Source organism: Flavihumibacter rivuli, from assembly GCF_018595685.2.
Lineage (GTDB): Bacteria > Bacteroidota > Bacteroidia > Chitinophagales > Chitinophagaceae > Flavihumibacter > Flavihumibacter rivuli.
On the sequence record NZ_CP092334.1, the window covers coordinates 1,535,195 to 1,550,261 of the forward strand.

The 15,067-nt window shown below is 47.7% G+C and carries 14 protein-coding genes; 6 read left to right on the forward strand and 8 right to left on the reverse strand.

The genetic code is table 11. From position 1 onward, the window contains the following. Positions 1-12 precede the first annotated feature (12 nt). The 4 genes from KJS94_RS06775 (at position 13) to KJS94_RS06790 (ending at position 8,142) form a co-directional block, all read left to right on the forward strand. The gene (locus tag KJS94_RS06775; protein ID WP_214446552.1) at positions 13-3,081 is read left to right on the forward strand and encodes an AsmA-like C-terminal region-containing protein; all 3,069 of its coding nucleotides are present in this window, start codon (positions 13-15) and stop codon (positions 3,079-3,081) included. Positions 3,082-3,273: 192 nt separating this feature from the next. After that, positions 3,274-5,700 (forward strand): sodium-translocating pyrophosphatase, encoded by a 2,427-nt coding sequence (locus tag KJS94_RS06780; RefSeq protein WP_214446553.1) that lies wholly within the window; start codon positions 3,274-3,276, stop codon positions 5,698-5,700. A gap of 245 nt (positions 5,701-5,945) precedes the next feature. After that, a complete protein-coding gene (locus KJS94_RS06785) occupies positions 5,946-6,329 on the forward strand; it encodes a BlaI/MecI/CopY family transcriptional regulator (RefSeq protein ID WP_214446554.1) in 384 nt (127 codons plus the stop codon). 1 nt (position 6,330) lies between these two features. Continuing rightward, positions 6,331-8,142, forward strand: a complete 1,812-nt coding sequence (locus tag KJS94_RS06790; protein WP_214446555.1) for a M56 family metallopeptidase — start codon at positions 6,331-6,333, stop codon at positions 8,140-8,142. A gap of 278 nt (positions 8,143-8,420) precedes the next feature. Here KJS94_RS06790 and KJS94_RS06795 read toward each other — a convergent pair whose 3' ends face one another. Then, positions 8,421-9,077 carry a WbqC family protein gene (locus KJS94_RS06795; RefSeq protein ID WP_214446556.1) on the reverse strand — a complete coding sequence of 219 codons (657 nt, stop codon included), beginning with the start codon at positions 9,075-9,077 and terminating at the stop codon, positions 8,421-8,423. Positions 9,078-9,366: 289 nt separating this feature from the next. On the opposite strand from KJS94_RS06795, the gene KJS94_RS06800 reads away from it, so the two are divergent. Next, on the forward strand, positions 9,367-9,813 hold the full coding sequence (locus tag KJS94_RS06800) for an LEA/WHy family protein (RefSeq protein ID WP_214446557.1): 447 nt from the start codon (positions 9,367-9,369) through the stop codon (positions 9,811-9,813). Positions 9,814-10,137: 324 nt separating this feature from the next. Here KJS94_RS06800 and KJS94_RS06805 read toward each other — a convergent pair whose 3' ends face one another. Both KJS94_RS06805 and pyrE read right to left on the reverse strand, forming a co-directional pair. Then, complete coding sequence (locus tag KJS94_RS06805; RefSeq protein ID WP_214446558.1) at positions 10,138-10,503, reverse strand: heavy-metal-associated domain-containing protein; 366 nt, start codon at positions 10,501-10,503, stop codon at positions 10,138-10,140. Positions 10,504-10,528: 25 nt separating this feature from the next. Beyond that, positions 10,529-11,164 carry an orotate phosphoribosyltransferase gene (gene pyrE / locus KJS94_RS06810; protein WP_214446559.1) on the reverse strand — a complete coding sequence of 212 codons (636 nt, stop codon included), beginning with the start codon at positions 11,162-11,164 and terminating at the stop codon, positions 10,529-10,531. Between the two features lie 72 nt (positions 11,165-11,236). Here pyrE and KJS94_RS06815 point away from each other — a divergent pair, with 72 nt between their 5' ends. Then, positions 11,237-11,857, forward strand: coding sequence for an NUDIX hydrolase (locus tag KJS94_RS06815; protein WP_214446560.1), 621 nt, complete (start codon positions 11,237-11,239; stop codon positions 11,855-11,857). On the opposite strand, the gene KJS94_RS06820 is transcribed toward KJS94_RS06815, so the two are convergent. From KJS94_RS06820 to KJS94_RS06840, 5 genes are all read right to left on the reverse strand, one after another. Then, entirely contained in the window at positions 11,854-12,297 is a 444-nt protein-coding gene (locus KJS94_RS06820; RefSeq protein WP_214446561.1) for a hotdog fold thioesterase, read from the reverse strand. The genes KJS94_RS06815 and KJS94_RS06820 overlap by 4 nt on opposite strands. A gap of 1 nt (position 12,298) precedes the next feature. Continuing rightward, complete coding sequence (gene coaD / locus KJS94_RS06825) at positions 12,299-12,775, reverse strand: pantetheine-phosphate adenylyltransferase (RefSeq protein ID WP_214446562.1); 477 nt, start codon at positions 12,773-12,775, stop codon at positions 12,299-12,301. A gap of 66 nt (positions 12,776-12,841) precedes the next feature. Further along, positions 12,842-13,771 (reverse strand): aspartate carbamoyltransferase catalytic subunit, encoded by a 930-nt coding sequence (locus KJS94_RS06830; RefSeq protein WP_214446563.1) that lies wholly within the window; start codon positions 13,769-13,771, stop codon positions 12,842-12,844. A 100-nt stretch (positions 13,772-13,871) separates the two neighbouring features. Continuing rightward, positions 13,872-14,393, reverse strand: a complete 522-nt coding sequence (gene pyrR / locus KJS94_RS06835; RefSeq protein WP_214446564.1) for a bifunctional pyr operon transcriptional regulator/uracil phosphoribosyltransferase PyrR — start codon at positions 14,391-14,393, stop codon at positions 13,872-13,874. A 93-nt stretch (positions 14,394-14,486) separates the two neighbouring features. Continuing rightward, a complete protein-coding gene (locus KJS94_RS06840) occupies positions 14,487-15,059 on the reverse strand; it encodes a porin family protein (protein ID WP_214446565.1) in 573 nt (190 codons plus the stop codon). Positions 15,060-15,067 lie beyond the last annotated feature (8 nt).

Below are 15,067 nucleotides of genomic sequence, written 5' to 3' on the forward strand. Positions count from 1 at the left end.
AAATCCAATCGTATGCTGAAGAAAACATTGTTGATCGTGGGTGGAATTGTGCTTTTTGTATTGGTAGCGGCGGCGGCGGCCCCTTTATTATTCAAGGATAAACTGGTTGAAATCGCTAAAAAGGAGATCAATAACCAGCTTGATGCGAAGGTTGCTTTCCGGGATGTTTCGGTTTCCCTCTTCAGGCGCTTCCCACGCTTATCGGTTGGGTTAGAGGAACTGTCGGTTTCGGGCAATGACAGGTTCATGAAGGATACCCTGATTGCGGCAAGGCAGATCGATATTGTGGTCAACCTTTTCAGCCTGCTGGGTAGTGGCCCTGTAAGTATCAAGAAGGTGGTACTGGAGGAACCCCGTATCCATGCCATTATTGATAAGGATGGCAAAACGAACTGGGACATCATGAAAGCGGACACTGCCGCCCAACAAGATACCCATGAAACCGGGGCATTCCACCTGAAACTGAACAATTACGCCATCAACAATGGACGGATCAAATACGAAGACCGCCAGGGGAATATGGACCTGGAAATTGAAGGACTTGAGCATGAAGGAAGCGGCGATCTTACGGCGGATGAGTTTACCCTCAACACCAGCACCAGTACCAAAGCAACAAACTTTACTTACGAAGGGATCCCCTGGCTGTCCAATGTCCGATCAAACATTGACGCAGACCTAAAGATCAATACGACGACAGGTAAGTATGCCTTTGAAGCAGCAAAACTATCCCTGAACGACCTCGAGGTAAATGCGGATGGATACTTCCAGCTCGTTAATGACAGTACTTATGGGATGGATATCCGCTTCAATACCCCTTCCAACGATTTTAAAAGCCTGCTCTCCCTGGTTCCTGCGATCTACAAGAATGATTTCGACCAGATTAAGACCAGCGGTACAGCAAGCTTTTCCGGTATGGTCAAAGGCACTTATTCCCCAACCAGGCTTCCGGCCTATGATGTAAAGGCCCAGGTAAAGGATGGGGCATTCCATTACCCGGGATTGCCCATGCAGGTAAGCAAGATCAACCTTGACCTTCAGGCATCTAACGCAGATGGGCAACCGGACAATACGGTTATCAATATCCCGCAGGCATCCCTGCTGATGGGAAAGGAACCTTTCCAATTCCATTTGTTGTATAAGCAGCCGCTTACGGCACAGTTCATTGACATGGCAGCAAAAGGGAAACTGGACCTATCTACCATTGACCAATTCATCAAACTGGCGGCAGGAACTGTTGTAAAAGGCCTGGTAGATGCAGATATCAAGGCAAAGGGCAACCTCAATGTTGTATTGCAGCAAAAACCCGGTCCATTCCAGGCAGAGGGGCTGATCAAGATCGCCAACCTGTACTACGCGTCCGCAGCGTTCCCCCAACCGATACAAAATACCAATGCGATCATCCAGGTTTCCAACCCGGATGGCATTCCTGATAATACCGTAGTGAATATCCCTAGTGGACACGTTGAATTTGGAGCCGATAAAGTTGATTTTGACCTGCTCCTAAAACAGCCGGCATCCGACCCCTATTTCGACGCCGGTGTAAAAGGTAGTTTCGACCTGGCCAGGGTAAAACAATTCTACAGCTTTGAACCCGGGACCAGCCTGGCAGGTAAACTAAATGGGGATATCAGGGTCAAAGGCAGAAAGTCAATGGTGGACAAGGAACAATACCAATCCATTGACCTGGGTGGCAGCGTATTGCTTAACCAGGTAGATTACAAGACTCCTGATTACCCGGAAGGCTTACAATTAAGGAATGCTACCATTACCATGCAGCCAGGAAAGTTCAGGTTGGTAAACTCAAACGGTTCATTCATGGGAACCAATTTCAGCGCAACAGGCGACCTGACTAACGCCATTGGTTATGCGCTGAAAGATGAACCATTGTCTGGTTCACTCAACATGCAGGCGGATAAAGTGGACCTGAACAAATGGATGGGCACACCGGTACAGGAAGAAGGTCAACCTACTGAAGGCAGCGGGCCATTCCTTGTTCCAGCCAATATCAATTTTACAGTGAATGCGGCAGTTGACCAGGTGAAATACGACAATACCAATTATAATAATGTCAGGGGTAACCTCCAGATTGCCAATGAAACCGTTGATCTCAGGCAGGTGAATATGGATGCTCTGGGGGGGAACATTGGCTTGAAAGGCTCCTACTCCACCCGCCAGGAGAAATCCAGGCCGGCGATCAGCCTGAGCTATGACCTGGCCAACCTTGATGTGCAGCAAACCTTCAAGGCATTCAACACGGTGAAATACCTTGCCCCGGTAGCTGAGTTCATTTCGGGGAAACTTAATTCCAGCCTGACCATGAATGGCCATCTGGGCGAGACCATGATGCCAGACCTGGCCTCCCTTACCGGTAAAGGCAACCTGCTCCTATTGGAAGGGGTGCTTTCAAAATTTGCGCCATTGGAACAACTGGCCAACAAACTCCAACTGACCGACCTGAAGCAGATCTCCGTCAAGGATATTAAGCAATACATTGAATTTGTAAACGGTAAGGTTCTGGTAAAACCCTATAAGGTCAAGGTAAAGGATATTGATATGGAGATCGGGGGTATGCACGGATTTGACCAGTCCCTCGATTACATCGTCAACCTTAAAGTACCCAGGGACAAGCTGGGTAAGGAAGCCAACCAACTGGTGAATGGGCTGGCAGCTGAATTCACAAAAAAGGGCCTACCCGTTTCGATGGGCGAAACCGTTAGCCTGAAAGTAAAACTAGGCGGAACCATAAAAAACCCATCCTTTACCTATAACCTCCAGGATGCTTCCAACAGCCTGGCCAATGAACTGGAGCAGAAAGCAAAGGATATTGCGGCTGAACAGAAAGCCAAAGTGGATAGTATCGCAACGGCTACAAAGAAAGCAGCTAAGGATTCGCTGAACACCCTGAAACAACAGGCCCTGGCGGATGCACAGAAATCACTGCAGGAAAAACTTAGCGGAAAGAAAGACTCCGCCAGTTCCGGTCAATCCACCCAGAAAAGGGCTGAAGAGATGGGAAAGGACCTCCTGAACAACCTGCTCAGGAAGAAAAAGAAAGGAACCGATAGTACCAGGGCCAACTAATGGCGAGGTAGGATAAATAGCAGGAACCAGGTTCTTTTAAAGGGGAAATCCCCAAAAACTGCGCCCCGGAATGGTAAAAAATGACCCTTCCGGGGTTTTTTAGTTGTTCATTTTCAGTTTCCGGGCTATTAACTATGGTATTTCTCCCCTATTTTTGCCCACTCTAAAAATTTTGTTAACAAGCATTTCATTATGGACAAATTGTTTTACCTGGTTCCGGCAATGGGTGTTATCGGCTTGGTGTACACCCTCATCAAATTTGCCTGGGTATCCAAACAGGATGCAGGTTCCGACCGCATGAAAGAGATCAGTAACTACATTGCTGAGGGTGCTATGGCCTTCCTGAAGGCAGAATGGAAGATCCTCGGTTATTTCGTAGTGATCGTTTCCCTCCTACTGGGATTCATGGCCAGCAAGAATGAAAACTCACACTGGACCATCGCTTTAGCTTTCATCATTGGTGCCGTGTTCAGTGCATTGGCTGGTTATATTGGTATGCGTATCGCCACCAAGGCCAACGTTCGTACTGCCCATGCAGCCCGCACCAGCCTTTCCAAGGCCCTATCCGTATCCTTCACCGGAGGCTCCGTAATGGGTCTGGGTGTTGCCGGTCTGGCTGTTCTTGGTCTGGGTGGATTGTTCATTGTTCTGGTTCAGGCCTTTGCCCCTGGAGTGGCTGCTAACGACCACCTGGTGGCCAAAGCCATTGAAGTGCTGACCGGTTTCTCTTTGGGTGCTGAATCCATTGCCCTCTTTGCACGTGTGGGTGGCGGTATCTATACCAAGGCTGCCGACGTAGGTGCTGACCTGGTTGGTAAGGTAGAAGCAGGAATCCCTGAAGATGATCCGCGTAACCCAGCCACCATCGCTGATAACGTGGGTGATAACGTAGGTGACGTTGCCGGTATGGGTGCTGACCTGTTCGGTTCCTATGTTGCCACTGTTCTGGCTACCATGGTATTGGGACAGGAGACCATCGCAACCGATGCGTTCAATGGTTATTCCCCCATCCTCCTGCCTATGCTGATCGCAGGTGTGGGTATCATTTTCTCCATTATTGGTACCTGGTTCGTTCGCATTTCCGAAAATGCAGGTATCAGCACCGACGCTGTACAGAAAGCCCTGAACATGGGTAACTGGGGTTCCATTATCCTGACCGCAGTAGCCTCCTTCTTCCTTGTACAATACATTTTACCTGAGACTACCCTCTCCCTTCGCGGATTTGAATTCAACCGTATGGATGTGTTCTACGCGATCGTAGTTGGTCTGATCGTAGGTACCCTGATGAGTATCATTACCGAGTATTACACCGCTATGGGTAAGCGTCCGGTATTGTCTATCATCCGTCAATCATCAACCGGTCATGCCACTAACGTAATTGGTGGTCTTGCTGTAGGTATGGAATCAACCTTCCTGCCTATCCTCGTATTGGCCGGTGGTATCTTCGGTTCCTATTATTTCGCAGGCCTTTACGGTGTTGCCATCGCAGCAGCCGGTATGATGGCTACTACCGCCATGCAGCTGGCTATTGACGCTTTCGGTCCCATCGCGGATAACGCCGGTGGAATCGCAGAAATGAGCGAACTGCCCAAGGAAGTAAGGGAGAAGACCGACGTACTGGATGCAGTAGGTAATACTACCGCTGCCACCGGTAAAGGTTTTGCTATCGCTTCTGCAGCATTGACAGCCCTTGCCCTTTTTGCCGCCTTCGTTGGTGTTGCTGGCATCGATGGTATCGATATTTATAAGGCAGATGTACTGGCCTCCCTGTTCGTGGGTGGCATGATCCCCTTTATCTTCTCTTCACTCGCTATCCGTGCAGTTGGAGAAGCTGCCATGTCAATGGTGGAAGAAGTTCGCCGCCAGTTCCGTACCATTCCCGGAATCATGGAAGGAACAGGAAAGCCCGAATATGATAAGTGCGTAGCTATCTCTACTGAAGCTTCCATCAAAAAAATGATGTTGCCTGGTGCCATAGCTATCGTATCCCCCATCATCATTGGTTTCATCATGGGACCTGAAGCACTGGGTGGATTCCTTGCAGGTGCGACTGTGAGCGGTGTACTGATGGGTATGTTCCAGAACAATGCCGGTGGTGCCTGGGATAATGCCAAGAAGTCTTTCGAAAAGGGTGTTGAGATCAATGGTGAGATCTACTATAAAAAATCCGAACCCCATAAGGCTTCTGTAACAGGTGATACCGTAGGTGACCCCTTCAAGGATACCTCTGGTCCATCTATGAACATCCTCATTAAACTTATGAGTATTGTTTCCCTGGTACTGGCCCCAACCCTTGCCCAGATCCATGGCACCAGGGCCGAAGGCGGTCATGGTAACCATAAAGTGGAAAAGAAAGTGGAGATCCGCGTGGAAGCCGGCGACAAGGCCGATGCACAGGTTAAGGTCAACGGTACCGGCGCAGACCAGGCTTTGAACGGCCTGATCGAAGCCTTGAAAAAGGATGGTTTCGCTGCCGATGGAAAACTGGCAGTAGATTTCCGTAATGGTAAACTGACCATCAATGGCCAGGAACAACCAGCCGATGTTGTTAAGAAATATGAAACTTTCCTGGCTGCAGGAAAAGAAATTTCCTTCAGCATTAATGTTGAAGAGAAATAATCCCTACATTTGTATCAGAAACTAATCAGATCCAAATACCAAAAGTCCCGACGTGTCTACGCCGGGGCTTTTTTTTTGCCCTGGTCCCAACAGGCAAACAGACGGCACAACTATCCACTGTCCCCGGAATTTTTCCTTTGCCCCTGGCCATCCATCCCTCCTTCTATCCACTGACCTATCCTTTCAGGACCATTTAACATTTGTTTACGAAACAAATCGTATATTCGGATTAAATTTTCACTTGAATGGCAGCCCAGAAATACATTAAACCTACGGAAAGCGAATTGGAGATCCTGCAGGTACTTTGGCAAAAAGGCCTGGCCAGCGTTCGGGAGGTACACGAAGAATTGGCAATGACCAAGGATGTCGGTTACACGACCACACTCAAACTCATGCAGATCATGCATGAAAAAGGGCTGGTAAAAAGGGACGACTCTGTGAAGACCCATATTTACCAGGCAGCAGTCAGTAAGGAAAAGACCCAGAAGCACCTGTTAGGGAAAATGATTGACGGATTGTTTGGGGGCTCCCCTACCCAGCTGGTCATCCAGGCATTGGGTAACCACAAGGCGTCACCGAAAGAACTGGAACAGATCCAGGAATTATTAAACAACCTCAAAAAGCAATAATATGCTCCACCCAGGTAACGCTGCAGTATTGGAAGCGTTAGGCTGGACACTGCTGAACAGTTGGTGGCAATTCGGGATCTTGTGGTTGGGATTTTCAGTAGTAGTTCGCATACTTCCTTCTCTGGCTGCATCCCGTAAATACCAGCTGGCCCTCCTTGCTTTGGGCCTGGGTTCCTTATGGGTGTTCATTTCCTTCCTTTTCCGCTGGGCAGAGTTGACCACCAGCACCTATTATCCTTTAACCGTTGAAGACAATAGTACTTTCAATTATTATTCCTCAATAAGAAGTCTTTTGGACCAGGTCCTGCCCTGGGCCGCACTGGCCTATTTGGGTTGGCTGCTCTTCCAGTTTGCCCGGTTGGGTGGTATCTGGTTACAAATGAGAAGGCTTCAGCAGTCTGCCTATGCCAAGGTCCCCGTGGAATGGCGCCTTTTTGTGCAGGAAATGCAGGGGCATATGCATATCGCACGAAAGATATCAATCGGGCTGACCGAAAAATTTGATTCCCCATTGGTGATGGGTTGGCTGAAACCCATGATATTATTGCCGGTGGCTTCGCTGAACCAATTGACAAAGGACCAGTTGGAGGCCATCCTGATCCATGAGATGGCCCATATCAAACGCAATGATTATTTCTGGAACTTGCTGGTGGCCCTTGCAGAAGTATTGTTCAGGTTCAATCCATTCGCATGCAAGCTCATCCAGGAAATCAGGGCAGAGCGGGAACACAGTTGCGATGATTGGGTACTCCAATTCCCTTTTTCACCGGCTAACTATGCAGAGGCTCTTCTAAGGCTGGAACAGAATCGTCAATTCAGGCCGGCATTGCTGATAGCAGCCAGCGGCTCCCACCACCAATTGCTCCTGACCCGCGTGCAGCGCATGCTGGGTATCCATACCCCTGCTAAGCCGGAAAGGGCAAAAGCAGCCTCCCTTTCTCTTTCCATGCTCCTTTTCATGATGCTTACCCTGGTCCAACCTGAGCTAAAGGTGGCCGAATTGCTTGTGAAAAATATCAACTCCCCAGCTATTGCCAAGGGGCTGGAAGCCAGCTACCCGGTAATCAGGGAAGATAAAAAGCCACTCCGCCAGGTTCCCCCAAGAAGAAGAAGGAACGATCAGGCCAGCCGGCAAGGATCAACGGTAACAGAAATTTCCACTCCGGAAAAGCCCGGTTTAGGGAAAAACCTTGAAGAGGTACTGAAGGTAGCAGCATATTTCGATGGGGGGAATGACCAGCATTTTTTTACCCGTACCGCCAATGAAGAAACCAGGGTATTTTCACTGGTCACCCCAGGATCTCCTCAATTGCCGGAAGAAGCCAGCCAAGCCATGCAGCCCTATGTACCGACCAAAAGCTTTGAATTTATCCTCACCGATACAGCTAGCCCCGAACAAAGACATGCCCGAGCCAGGATGAAACACGCTGAAGAGGCCAGCCTGCAGGCAAAATTGGCCCTTGAGCAACTAAATCTTGACAAACTGGCCAGGGAGCTTAAAAAGCAGGGGGTGGACGAGGAAGTGCTGAAAAGGGAACTGGAAAAAGCCATGGCCCAGGTTGACTGGAAACAAATAGAAAAGGAGACCCAGAAAATGATGGAAGAAAACAGGATCAGGCAGGTAGAAGCCCAGCTGATCCATACAAGGGAATTGCAAAAGCAATACCAGCTACAAAAGCAACAATTGAAAGAATTGGAACAACAACTACAATGGCAGGAACAGCATTATAAAGAGATGATCGAACAACAAAAGGAAGAGATCCAAAACAAACAAAAAGCTATCCAGTCAAAAAAGAAAGTGGTTCATATCTGATGACCCACCCCGAATAAAGGTCCTGCCCCGGCAGGACTTTTTTTTACCACTAAGGTTTACCAAATCCTTTCAAAAGGGCTGATCCGGGAAAAAAAGTATGCGGATCATTAAAGCAGTAATTCATATTAAATATATACAAATATTTGAATAATTCAATTCTTATATAATTTTTCATCCAAAGAGCAGATAAAAAACACATTGAATTATTAATTATATAATTGATTTCTTTCCATCCTGCCCAACCTCACTGCAACTACTTCATAATAACTGCACCCAGCCTATTCATTTTTCAGGATCTCCAGGGTCTTCTTTGGCCCCATACAGAAAAGCAGGTCAAGGATGGATAAACCCGGAAGGAATCCATTCCGTTCTTCGAAGACTTGCGGGTACCGTTGTACGGGATAGGTTTCCAACCAGGAAGCCTGGTTATTGGGAAGGAATTCACCTGCTACCTGACGAAGAGCTTCAGGTGATAGAGCACCGTCAATGGCGGGGCTATCAACCACGTTCATCTCCCAGATTCCACCCAACTGGCGATTGACCCATTGCAAGCCAGACAGGTTCCATTCGACCAGCGATTCTGTAGGCTGCTCAAATAAAGCTGCCAGTTCGTCACGGTAGTGCTCAAACCAGGGAGACCGATTATAACAGGAAACGATCCCCCTCCAATGCTCCACTTTCCACCTTCCACCAGCCGTCCGGATCTTCCCATAAGGCGTTCGCTGGTCCCTGCCCGAAATCAGGGGAATGGACAAACGCATCAATCCATGACCACTTCCAAGCCAGCAACGGTTCCGAAAACTCACTTTTTCATGAGGTACATATATAATAATATTTAAATATTTATATTTAACAGCTTTTTTAAACCAATTAACACTTGCAAAATATTGTAAATCAATATTTAATGATAATGTATTTTTTAAATTACCTGACATCTTTTTATTGGTTATTTCGGATTGGTCTGATTGAAACAAATGTACCTTATATTAAATTTATTATCGCTCATTAATTGTTATAATTAACTACAAAACAATATTTTAGATAGTAATTATTAATGCTAAATATTTTGACATAAACCATTTCATTAAAAAATGATGATAAAACACCCTTAGCCTAAATATTTTGGCAGTAAAGATAACAGCATATTTGCAATTGAATTTGCCAATAATTCAACTATCCCCTACCTTTCGGGTCCTAACATTAAAAAAGCGATAAACGATCTATATGCAATTAAAATGGCTGTTGGCCGCAGCTCCCCTAGCCTTCCTGGGAGCCTGTAAGCAACCCCAGATTCCGGAATACCAGGCCTTTGAAAACTTTAGGATCAATAAAGTAGGATTAGGGGAGTCTGTCGTTTCGGCAGACATCAAATATTATAACCCGAATAATTTCGCCTTGCAGTTAAGGGGGGCGGAACTGGATGTTTCGATAAATAACCGCTATGTTGGAAGGACCGTATTGGACACCCTGGTGACGATCCCGAAAATGGACACCTTCTATTTGCCGATGCAAATGAAGGTTGACATGAAACAGTTGGTCTCGAACGCCCTCTCCCTTTTGATCAATTCCGAGATCGATGTGAAGGTGAATGGTAAGGTTAAGATGGGAAAATCAGGGGTCTATTTTAACGTACCGGTCAATTACCAGGGGAAGCAGGAGATCGACTGGTGAGTGCAGGAAAACAACTTTTCCAGGAACTGGATCTGAAAAGGGCTGATCTGAATAACATAAGGTAGCCTGGATGCGGGAACAGGTTTTCCCTACATATGATCTTTTTTAATCTGTTATTTTCTTAAATATATCATCAACTATTGTACAAGCCTGACCAAAAAAGAAGGGTGGACCGAATACCCGGTCCACCCTTCTTTTTGAGACAAAACCATCCGGGAAACCTGATCCTTTTCCCTCGACATCTTCCTTTTGACAGGCATGTTTTCGCCAAAAGAAATGGGCTTCCACTTATCAGTGAAAGCCCATTTCAATATAATTCGGGGACTAATTCTTTTTCATCCCGCCACCATCTGCTGGTTTCTTACAGCATTTGGGTAGCTTTTGATAAGACTCCTCATTTGCTGTAACGTCATCCGCATCATACCCGATATTGGCAATCGCTGTCTTGATATTTTCAACATTGGTCCGGTCGGTCAGGTAGGTAACCTTTGTGGTCTTCCTTTTGTAATCCACCACCGTTTTGGTTACCCCTGTTTCCCTTGCCATCCACTTTTCGATCCTATCCTTGCACATTTCACACTGAACTGTAGGGGTAGAAATGGCGACCGTGACAGAAGCTTTTTTGGCCTGGGCACTTGCATTGATGCCAAAGCCCAAAACCAATAACATGATCCCGATTATCTTTTTCATGGTATACAGTATTTGCTACAAGATACTAAACTCCCTTCCAGTTAGCGGGGTCCTCGCGCCATTTTAACAGAACGGATTCTGTTTCCGCCGCAATGGTCCCTTTCTCCAGTGCCAGTCCTACCAGGTTAGCATAGTTGGTCAGTGATTTATAGGGCACTCCTGCCTTGGCAAAGGCTTCCTCGGCAACCGTAAAGCCATAAGTGAAAATGGAGACCATCCCTACCACTTCCAAACCAGCTTCCTTCAATACATCCACTACCTGGAGACTGCTCTTTCCGGTGGAAATAAGGTCCTCGATCACCACCACCTTCTGTCCTTTTTCATAGGAACCTTCGATCTGGTTACCCAGGCCATGTTCCTTGGGCTTTGGACGAACATAGATATAGGGCAGTTTTAGTTGGTCTGCCGCCATGGCGCCCCAGGCGATCCCGGCCGTTGCAACACCGGCCAGCAGGTCAGCTTCAGGGAAGGATTCAAAGATCACATTACACATCTCCGATTTGATGAAGTCGCGGATATAGGGAAAGGACAATACCTTCCTGTTATCGCAGTAAATGGGGCTTTTCCAGCCGCTGGCCCAGGTAAAGGGCTGCTCCGGGCTTAATTTGATGGCGTTGATCTGCAGCAGTTTTTCCGCCACTGCCTTTTCGTTCGACTTCATATAAAGTTTTTAATCTTTGCAGGAAATGTTTCGGGCCGCAAATTAACCCGAAAAAACCAACCGATCAGCAATATGTACATAAAGGTCTACTTCAACGCCAACCCCCTATTCCTTTGCGACGCCATCGAGCCCGCCCTTGAACCCTATCTCCACCATGATGACGCGGTCTTCATTGATGAATTCTCCCTGCCTGCCATCAAATCAATGATCCATGAGATGGAGAACCAAAAAGTGCACGCAGGTATTATCCTGCACCAGGACCTGGAGGAATTGAAAAAAGCCTTCTGGAAAAAATTCACCCTTTTCCAGGCAGGTGGTGGTGCGGTCTGGAATGAACAAAACGAAATACTATTCATGTTCAGGCGGGGGAAATGGGACCTGCCGAAAGGAAAACTGGATCCCAATGAGTCCATTGAAGAGTGCGCTATCAGGGAAGTTAAGGAAGAAACAGGTCTCGATAATATTACCTTGGTCAAACCGCTGATCACCACCTACCACACCTACCATGAAAGTGGCAAGCATATCCTGAAGGAGTCCTACTGGTTTGAAATGAGGGTTGCAGGCCCACAGCAACTCGTTCCCCAAACAGAGGAGCAGATCACGGAATTGAAATGGCTGGCCAGGGAGCGATGGATTGAGGTAGGATCCAACACTTTCCCCTCAATCATTGATGTGTTGGATTGTTATCGTTAAGGTGTTGCCTGCTTGTTCTTAAGGATGGCGACCGTAAGACGGCTAAGGCAAACCAGCTTACCCTTCTCGTCTTCGATCCTGATATCCCAAACCTGGGTGGTGGCGCCCCGGTGGACAGGACGGGCAGTGCCGGTAACATAACCGGAACGTGCACTGCGTATATGGTTGGCATTGACCTCCAGGCCAACGGCCAGGAATTTGTTTGGATCCACTGACATGGCTGCCCCTACGCTGCCAAGGGTCTCTGCCAGGGATACAGAAGCCCCTCCATGCAAGAGACCATATGGTTGTTTGGTACGGTGGTCAACAGGCATCCTTGCTTTCAGGTAATCCGGGCCAATTTCAGTCCATTCCATACCCAGGTGCTCACCGAGTGTACCCTTACCAAGTGCAGTAAGTTGTTCCAAAGAAAGGGAAGGATCAAACCAGATGGGTTCCATATTATTTCAGGTTCTTAAGGCTTTCCGCCACGGCCTGGGGAATAAAGGGAGTGGCATCGCCATTGTTACGGATGATATCCCGAACAATGGTTGACGCTACGGAAGTGTATTTGGGCTCACCCGTCAGGAATATCGTCTCAATTTCCTTATCCAGGGTCCGGTTGGCGTCGGCAATGGTCTTTTCATATTCAAAATCACTCACATACCTGATCCCCCGGAGGATGAACCTTGCGCCAATCTCCTCACAGAACTTTACGGTCAGGCCTTCATAAACAGCCCCTTCCACTTTGGGTTCATCCTTAAAGATCTCGCTGATCCACAGCAAGCGCTGCTCAGGGGAAAACATGGGCGCCTTGGCAGCATTAAGGCCTATGCCAATGATTATCTTGTCAAACAGGGGAAGTGCCCTATTGACAATATCCACATGCCCAAGGGTAATGGGATCGAATGTTCCGGGAAAGAGGCAGATACGCTGCATAGTTGAAAATGAAGGCGTGAAGATAGGAAAAAGCACCTGACAGCATCAAGCTGCCAGGCAATAAGATTATTCCGGCTTCCTTCCGGACAGCAGGTAGAGCACAGCCATCCTCACCGCAACCCCGTTCTCCACCTGTTGGAGGATGATGGACTGCTTGCTGTCTGCAACATCACTGTCCAATTCCACCCCACGGTTGATCGGGCCCGGGTGCATGACCCATATTTGTTTATCAAGGCTATCGAGCAGGCTTTTCTTCACCCCATAAGCCAGGTTATATTCCCTTAAGGAGGAAAAAAGGACCTGGTTCTGGCGTTCCAGTTGAATGCGCAATACATTGGCCACATCGCACCATTGCAACGCCTTCACGATATCATATTCAACCCTGATATCGAAGGCTTCGGCCATATGTTTGGGGATCAGGGTGGGCGGACCGGCCACCATTACCTCAGCCCCCATCTTTTTCAGTAGGTAAATATTGCTCAGGGCTACCCGGGAATGCATAATATCACCAAGGATGGCGATCTTCTTTCCTTCCAATGTTCCCAGTTTCTCCCTGATCGAAAAAGCATCCAGCAAGGCCTGGGTGGGGTGTTCATTGATCCCGTCACCGGCATTGATGATGGCAGCAGGGATATGTTTTGCAAGGAAATGCGGCGCACCGCTTGCACTATGCCGCATCACCACCATATCCACTTTCATGCTCAGGATATTATTCACTGTATCCAACAGGGTCTCCCCTTTTGAAACGGAAGAACCGCTGGCCGTGAAGTTGATGGTATCAGCGCTGAGGCGCTTTTCAGCCAACTCAAAGGATATCCTCGTACGGGTGGAATTCTCGTAAAACAGGTTCACAATGGTCACATCCCTGAGGGAGGGAACCTTCTTAATGGGGCGCTGTAATACTTCTTTGAATTGGGTGGCAGTATCTAAAATAATTTGGATGTCCTGGGGAGTGAGATCTCTAATGCCGAGTAGATGTTTAGTACTGAGTTGCATTAAGATGCAAAGTTAAACGTTAGCAAAGCATTTACAAAAACTGGTTTTCCTGCCTGCCGGAAAGACCGGCCCTCCCCATCCTGCATGGCCATCCACCTGGCTATAATAGCACAACCTCATCCTTGCCCTGGTTCTCCTTCCAGAATACGGTTACCTTCTGGGAAACGATGGAATCAATGGACTTGCCACAATAGTCCGGTTGGATAGGCAACTGCCGGCTAAACCTCCGGTCAACCAATACGCAGAGCTCCACCTTTTCAGGCCTACCGAAATCAAGTAGGGCATCCAATGCAGCGCGGATGGTCCTTCCGGTATACAATACATCGTCTATCAGGATCACCTTCTTGTTCTCAATGGAGAAAGGAATATCGGTATGGTTGGGCACATGCAGTTCTTTCCGGATATCATCCCTGTAAAAAGTGATATCCAGTTTGCCATATTCCAGTTTACCGGCGGGCAGGAGGTTCCTGACCTCGCCCACGATCCGGTCACTTAGCCAAACCCCACGGGGCTGGATGCCGATGATACAGGTATTGTCCAGCCCGGGATGGTTTTCAAGTATCTGGTGACTAAGCCTCTTGATGGTCATGGCCAATTGTTCGCTGCTAAGTATCGTCTTCAATGCCGGAAATTTTTGCTAAAATAAGACAAGCAGACGGGTAAATAAAAAAGAGCCGCATTGCTGCGGCCCTTCGATCATATTTGCCCGGGAAGCTTACTTTCCACCAAAGGTGTAGAACAAACCTACCTGGAACACACCATTCTTTACATTAGCCTCACCTGATTCTTCAATCTTGCTCAGGCCAAGGTTATAACGGGCGTTTACGCCAAAGCCCTGTGCAAACTGGTAGCCGGCACCGAAAGCCCAGGAGAAGTCAGTTGACTTGAAGCTATCCTTAACATCTTCTGATTCACCATCGGCCTTCAATTTTGCAGAAAGCAGGAAACCCAGCTGGGGACCGGTTTCAGCGAAGAACCCGGAATTGGTATGGTACTGGAACAATACCGGGATATTCAGGTAGTCAAGGTTCAACTTTAAATCGAGGGACTCATCATCGTACTTGGCACCCTGTCCGGAATAAACCAGTTCAGGCTGTACCTTAAAGCTTTCGTTGATAGAGAAACGTGCAAAAGCGCCGGCATTAAAACCTACTTTCATTTTTGCATCATCAGCATCGCTGCCAATCACGTTAGCAAAATTAGCACCTGCCTTTACACCATACTGCACCTGAGCCTTAGCTGTTCCGAGTGCAGCTGCGCCTAATAAAACTAAAAATACTTTCTTCATGATAAGAA